Origin of the sequence: Xanthovirga aplysinae, assembly GCF_009711365.1 — a bacterium.
Taxonomy (GTDB): Bacteria; Bacteroidota; Bacteroidia; order Cytophagales; family Cyclobacteriaceae; genus Xanthovirga; species Xanthovirga aplysinae.
This window is the reverse complement of the sequence record NZ_SMMB01000981.1, coordinates 1-6,177: the sequence shown is the minus strand read 5'-3', so window position 1 is coordinate 6,177 and position 6,177 is coordinate 1. Positions and strand designations below refer to the sequence as shown.

Annotated in this window: 5 protein-coding genes; 2 read left to right on the top strand and 3 right to left on the bottom strand. The window is 35.8% G+C overall.

What is annotated here, in order from left to right:
* Positions 1 to 608 precede the first annotated feature (608 nt).
* Positions 609 to 1,193: a TlpA family protein disulfide reductase gene (locus tag E1171_RS09560; protein WP_155205780.1), complete on the top strand. Its 585-nt coding sequence runs from the start codon at positions 609 to 611 to the stop codon at positions 1,191 to 1,193.
* Positions 1,194 to 1,261: 68 nt separating this feature from the next.
* Here E1171_RS09560 and E1171_RS09555 read toward each other — a convergent pair whose 3' ends face one another.
* Positions 1,262 to 1,870 carry a hypothetical protein gene (locus E1171_RS09555; protein ID WP_155205779.1) on the bottom strand — a complete coding sequence of 203 codons (609 nt, stop codon included), beginning with the start codon at positions 1,868 to 1,870 and terminating at the stop codon, positions 1,262 to 1,264.
* Positions 1,871 to 2,229: 359 nt separating this feature from the next.
* On the opposite strand from E1171_RS09555, the gene E1171_RS09550 reads away from it, so the two are divergent.
* Positions 2,230 to 3,015 carry a DUF3298 and DUF4163 domain-containing protein gene (locus E1171_RS09550; protein ID WP_155205778.1) on the top strand — a complete coding sequence of 262 codons (786 nt, stop codon included), beginning with the start codon at positions 2,230 to 2,232 and terminating at the stop codon, positions 3,013 to 3,015.
* 80 nt (positions 3,016 to 3,095) lie between these two features.
* Here E1171_RS09550 and E1171_RS09545 read toward each other — a convergent pair whose 3' ends face one another.
* Together E1171_RS09545 and E1171_RS09540 are read right to left on the bottom strand one after the other, a co-directional pair.
* The gene (locus tag E1171_RS09545; protein ID WP_155205777.1) at positions 3,096 to 4,223 is read right to left on the bottom strand and encodes a hypothetical protein; all 1,128 of its coding nucleotides are present in this window, start codon (positions 4,221 to 4,223) and stop codon (positions 3,096 to 3,098) included.
* A 471-nt stretch (positions 4,224 to 4,694) separates the two neighbouring features.
* On the bottom strand, positions 4,695 to 6,177 hold a 1,483-nt coding region (locus tag E1171_RS09540), incomplete at its 5' end, for a SusD/RagB family nutrient-binding outer membrane lipoprotein (RefSeq protein WP_155205776.1).

Sequence of the window (6,177 nt, the reverse complement as noted above, 5' to 3'; positions counted from 1 at the left end):
AACCTTACACAAAAAATTTGATTTCGATCAGTGTAATAAAAATGTCGACGAAGGCCTTTATTATAATGATAGAATTTTATCGACTTTCTATTCCATACTAAAGATTGCTTCTCTCCGTATTGGGTTTAATGAAATGTAAAATCTCCCAATTGATTAACAGGTTTCCGGTTTATCAATTTGGAATTTTAAGATCAGGCTTGCCCTTAATTTATATGGAGGGCTTTCCTTTGTCCTCCTGGGAAGAAAAAATGTTATTGCCGAAAAACCAATGTAACTGCCTGCAGGAGAAGCAAGTGAGTAAATCCATTTTAAATTTCTGAAATTCTAAAGTGGTCAAATACAATATTGAGAAGGGATGGCTTTATGCTGTGGAATATGAAAAGGAAAGGAAAACAAACCCAAACCTTTGAAAATTGTTGTTAATTATTGATAAATCTATCAAAAATGCTGGTTCTAAAAAGGTTTATTCGATAAGTGCTAAGAAATTATAGACGAAGGCCTATTTTTAAAACAGAATGGAAAAGGTAGGTGCGGCCAATCAAAAGTAGAAATAGAAAAAAACCAATGTACAAAGGGCCCGTATGATAAAGGCAGGACAGGAATAAGTTATGAGCAAAAGCAAATCATTAAAAAAAGAATTAAGAAGCTGGGGCATTCTAATTACCATTGCAGGCATATTGTACCTTACAGGTTTACATACGGAAGTGATCGGAAGGGTACAGCAGCTTGTCTTGGCAACGGGGATCATTAAACCTTCTACTGAGATTGAAAATCAACAAATGGAAAAGGCGAGTTTCAGCCTTCCTCTGACGACATTGGAAGGAAAACCCTTTGCCTTTTCAGAATTAAAGGGAAAGACCATTTTTATAAACTTCTGGGCTAGTTGGTGCCCTCCTTGTGTAGCGGAAATGCCCAATATCCAAAAACTTTACCAAATAGTGGGCAATGAAGAAGACATTGCCTTTGTAATGATCTCAGTAGATGAGGATCTAGAAAAGGCCAAAAAGTTCATTGATCGGAAGGGATTTGATTTCCCCGTATATTTTTTAAATGGTCCCATACCAGAGGTGTACCAAAGCCAATCCATACCTACCACTTTTGTAATCAATCCTGAGGAAAAAATAATTTTCAAACACAGCGGAATGGCCAATTATAACAATGAGGAATTTAAGGATTTACTAGTTAATAGTTAAGTGTAAAGAGTTAATAGTTAAGATTTAGAATTTCTCTTACCTTAACTATTAACTTTTCACAATTTAATTTAGTGGTGCATTTCAAATGGATTAGGATTCTTAGGGTCGTAAAGCAAGAATCGCACAGGAGCCATTTTGTACTTCATCATTTTCCAATGGTGCTTCATCCACTTGTCATGATGATGGTTTTTGTCCTTACACTCACATTTAGGATAATATTTATGGTAAATGGCCTTCATATCCTTGTGCCATTTTTGGTGCTGCTCACCCATTGCATCCATTAACACATAAACCTGATATTCATGGTTGTCTACAATACACCAGGCTTTTTGCATTAAATGTCTGTGCATTTTTAAATATGCGCGGAAACAGGCCTTATCTTCATCCGAATACTCATATACCTCCTTATCCTTGTATTTTTCTTTCATTTCCTTTTTAGCCTCCATGGCTTTTTGCTTCATCTCACGCAATTTCATACGAATTTTGTCTACCTTCTCTTTTTCATGATCGTAGAGGTAGGCATCTAGCTTGGTCCGTTGTTCATTTAAAACTGGGAATATGTTTTTTTCACAATATTCCTTCATTTCTTTTTTCATGGCTTCCCGGTCGGGCTCCTGGGCCCAAACTTGTAGTCCTATTAACAACAGGCCGAAAAGCAATAACTGAGTTTTTCTCATAGACATGATCATTTATTGACTTTATTCTAATACATCAATGATCCTGAGAAAATTCAATTCCATTGAACAAAGTGAGGAGAAGGAATTTGTATTTAATAATTTGAAACTTGGCTTAGAGGAAAGCAAACTTTGGATGTGCTCATATTGGTACCTTATTTTCTTATTAATAAGCTATTTTCCCAAAAGTCATTGAAATTTTAGCTTACCAAGGGTTTCATTAGTTTGTCACCCAAGCGAAAAGAAAAACTGGGAAGATCATTTGATTGTTGGTAAAAAGAGAAAATGATTAAACTTAAAAAAAACATAAGGTTCTTATAACTCTGGCAGCTTCTTTGAGGGTTATTTTTAAAAAACATTTTATGATTTATAGACCCATACTTTTTTTAATTTTAGTGCCCTTCATATTCTGGGCCTGCAATGGGAAGAAAACTTCTTCCCTGTCCTCAAAAGAAGAACTTCATTATTCCTTTATAGAGCTTAAAGACAGCTTAAAATGTGATCAGAAAACGGAAAATTGTGCTTTTATAAGTCTACGCTATCCCGAGTTTGACCAAGGGCCCCACTATGAAAAAATCAATGGTGAGATTAATAAAAGATTAGAAAAAAATCTATCTGGCTATATATCTGACACCACCATTTTATCTCTGGATGCTTTAATGAAGCAGTTTCTTCGGGAGTACAAGGAATTTATATTAGAATACCCTCAAGCTCCGCACTACTGGTATTATCAGGCCGAAATGAGTATTGAACATCAAAATTCCCAAAACATAAGTTTCTTATTAAAAGATGATGCCTATACCGGAGGTGCTCATGGCATGCACTCCTCCAATTTCTTTAATATTGACTTAAAAAAAGGGACGGTGTTGCATTTAAATGATATTTTTAATCAAGGTTATGAAGAAGAACTAAGTAAACTTTTGAATGCTAAATATAGGGAGGAGAAAGAGCTTCAAGTAGAAGATTCCCTAAATCAAAAAGGAGGTTTATTGGTTAGCAACATACCCCCTACCGAGAATTTTCTTTTGAGACCTGATGAAATTATTTTTTGTTACAATGTCTATGAAATTGCCCCTTATTACTTTGGAACCATTGAATTGAGCATTCCTTTGGAGGAAATTAAGGATTTATTAAAAAAGAAAAATTAATGAACCTTGAATAATTGGTAGAAAAACTAAAAAGGCGTTGTTTTCCAACAACGCCTTTTAAACTTTATAAATGTGAGTGCTTAAGGATTCAATGTAAGGGTTGCACTCATTGTTCCTTCATCTACTTTTTGATCTTCAGTTGTTTTGGTTATATCCACTATTACAGTACCACCATCGGTAAAAGCTTGATCATCTAACTTAACCGGAATAAAGAAGGAAGTTCTTACCACTTCTATTTCTACACCAGAATCATCTGCTGGTTCCTCCTCTTTGCCCACGAAAGTAAATTCCCCGGTAAGATCATCCATTACGTGATCACCCGAAATTGTATAATTGACTAAAACATCTCGGTCAGCCTGCTTATCTAACTGAACATGCAACATATACTCATTATTGTCATTTACATCCTCTGCGGTGACCTCTTCCGTGGCATTTGAAAAACCTATGGTTTTGATATTATCTTTGATAATATAGGTAGTTTTAGTGAAAGCAGGTTCATCTGTAAGTACCACAGTGGGCTCCGAATCAGGTGCTGGATCAATAATTTCTAGGCCCAATAATTCAACATCAATTTGACGATCCTCTCGCCTCTGATTGATAATTTGTGGCTCAAGCAATAGATCAGCAGATGTACTTCCTTCAGGGATAGTCACATAAAATTCCTCATCATTAATTCTCTCTACTTCCCAATTCTGATAACCATCCTCATTCGGAATATCGGTATCCAACCTATAACCTAAAATTTGATAAACATCATCCTGTTTTGGGACCTTTATTTTTACCTTGATTCCATAAATAGCAGGACCGGTTAAATTAATAGGCACAATAATAGGGTCCGTTTCATTTAAAGTCGCCGATTGCTTAATAAACTGAAGAATATCAGCTGTTACAGAAATATCTATTTCTCCAGATTCCTTCTCCAACAAATCACTTACACGGAGAGTATAATCTCCACTCCTAATAAAATGAATGGTAACCACACCATTTTCATCCTCAATAGGCTCACCATTTAACGTCCAAATATAGGTTTTATCAGGTTCTGGAGTATTTCTATATTCTTCAATAGCCCCGGTTCTCACATTTTGTGGCCCACCTATCAACCATTGATAATCAATCTCCACTTCTTCATCATCATCTTTTTTACAAGAAGAAAATACTACCAAAATACCCAACAGGGCAAATAAAAAATTAATCTTCAACAACTTCATATCTTAAACAGTATTTACAGCAAATCAAATTAGAGCAAATTTACTATTAAAACTCGATAAGCACACTACCTTTCCCCAAAAAACCACTTGATTTTAGTTATTTCATTCTAAAATATAGAAAGTATTACTCCTCATAAAAACAAAAAAATTTAAATTAACGTCACCAAAACACTTCAAATCAACCCTACATCTTGAGGAAACACTGAATTCTGTTTATTAAAACCTCATTTGAAATTTGTTTGGATCAAAGATAAACCTATCTGTAAATTAATTGAATCCATATCGGAAATAAACTTCTTGGACACTTCACCAATATTATTGAATCCATTAAATCTAAAAGCTCTCAGTATTTAAGTTTTTTTTATAGTAAATAACTTGAGTCTGGCACCCCACGAATCAATCTGATAAAAAAAGAGGCTGTCTCTACATTTGAAACAGCCTCATAAATAAAATTAAACAACTTTGTCTTATTTATTTTGTTTCCCAGAATATTGGTGCTGTATAAGAATCCACACCGCCAATTTTATCTACGGCCTCTCTCCAGCTATTTACATTACGACTTTGCTCGCTAAATGGATAGGTAAAACGTACTGGATAGTTAGCCATATCCCTATTATTAGGTGTATTTAATTCAGGCCATTTCAATCGTCTGTATTCTGTATAGGCTTCTGGTGCTTGATTATATAAAGCAATCCATTTCTGTAGAGCGATGGCCTTTACATGGTCTCCACCCTCTGCTGTCTGAAAGTTTACCAATGGATTACTCAAATATTCATTTATAGCAACATCGGCATTCTCTTCAGCAAGGGACGCCCATTCAGAAATAGAAGCCTCTATTGCCTTATTATAGTGGTCTTCAGCAGTTCCACCAACATTCCAACCATATTCAGCAGCCTCGGCAAGAATAAACTCTACCTCAGCATAAGTCATATAAACCCCAGGAAAGCTTACATCTTGCATAAGGTCTGAAGGATATGAAAAATCTGCAATACTACCTGAAATTCCTGGAGCTAAACCTTTATAACCGCTATCGATCACATTATCGTCATCATCCGTTTCTTCCCAAAGATTAAAATAATACGGACGTCGTGGGTCCTTCAAAGCATTCATTTTATCAATAAGGGTATTGGCAGGAACAAAATCAGTCGGCCTTGTATTTACTTGTTCAAAAATAGGATTACCGTTCTCATAACCGGTCAAATAAGGAAAAGTAGCATTATCTTCATTTGAGGTAAAAGCATTTGCAAAGGCTTCCTCCACCAATTGTCGAGCAGTAGCAGGTTGGACTCCCGTCAACCGAATACCCATTCTTAATTTTAAAGAGTTTGCAAACTTTAACCATTCCGCAACCGACCCCTTATAAATAAGATCAGCATCAGCATAATAGGCTCCTGAATTCTTATTCAATTCTTCAATTGCCCCATTTAATCTATTAATTAGATCTGCATAAATAGTTTGAGCATCGTCATAGGCAGGCTGTGGATTTTCTTCCCCCATTAATGCTTCCGTGTAAGGGACATCCCCAAACAAATCCACCATCCATTGCCAGGTATAGACCTCTAAAACAGAAATCATGGCACTTTTGCCGTTATATTCTTCTTCAGAAAGCCCCACCTTTTCTTCTTCTAACATTATCTTTGCTTCCTGAAGATCAGTCAAAACATCCCGATAAAGGACTGTCCAGTGCCGTCCAGGTAAATCCCTGTTATTTAAATTCCATACAGTGGATTCCATATAGGTAGTTTCTGTCCAATATTGGACTAATTGTCTGGCTGGCTGGATATTAACACTTGGAGAGTTTAATTGATCTATTAGGGCCTTTTGAGCATTGGAAAACAAAAAGTCAGATTTTGTCTCCAAGGGACTCTTAGGGTCAACATTATCGTAATCATCAAAATTACATGCCGTCAACACTCCCAATAACCCCAGACCCAATGTAGCGCTTTTAAGCTTA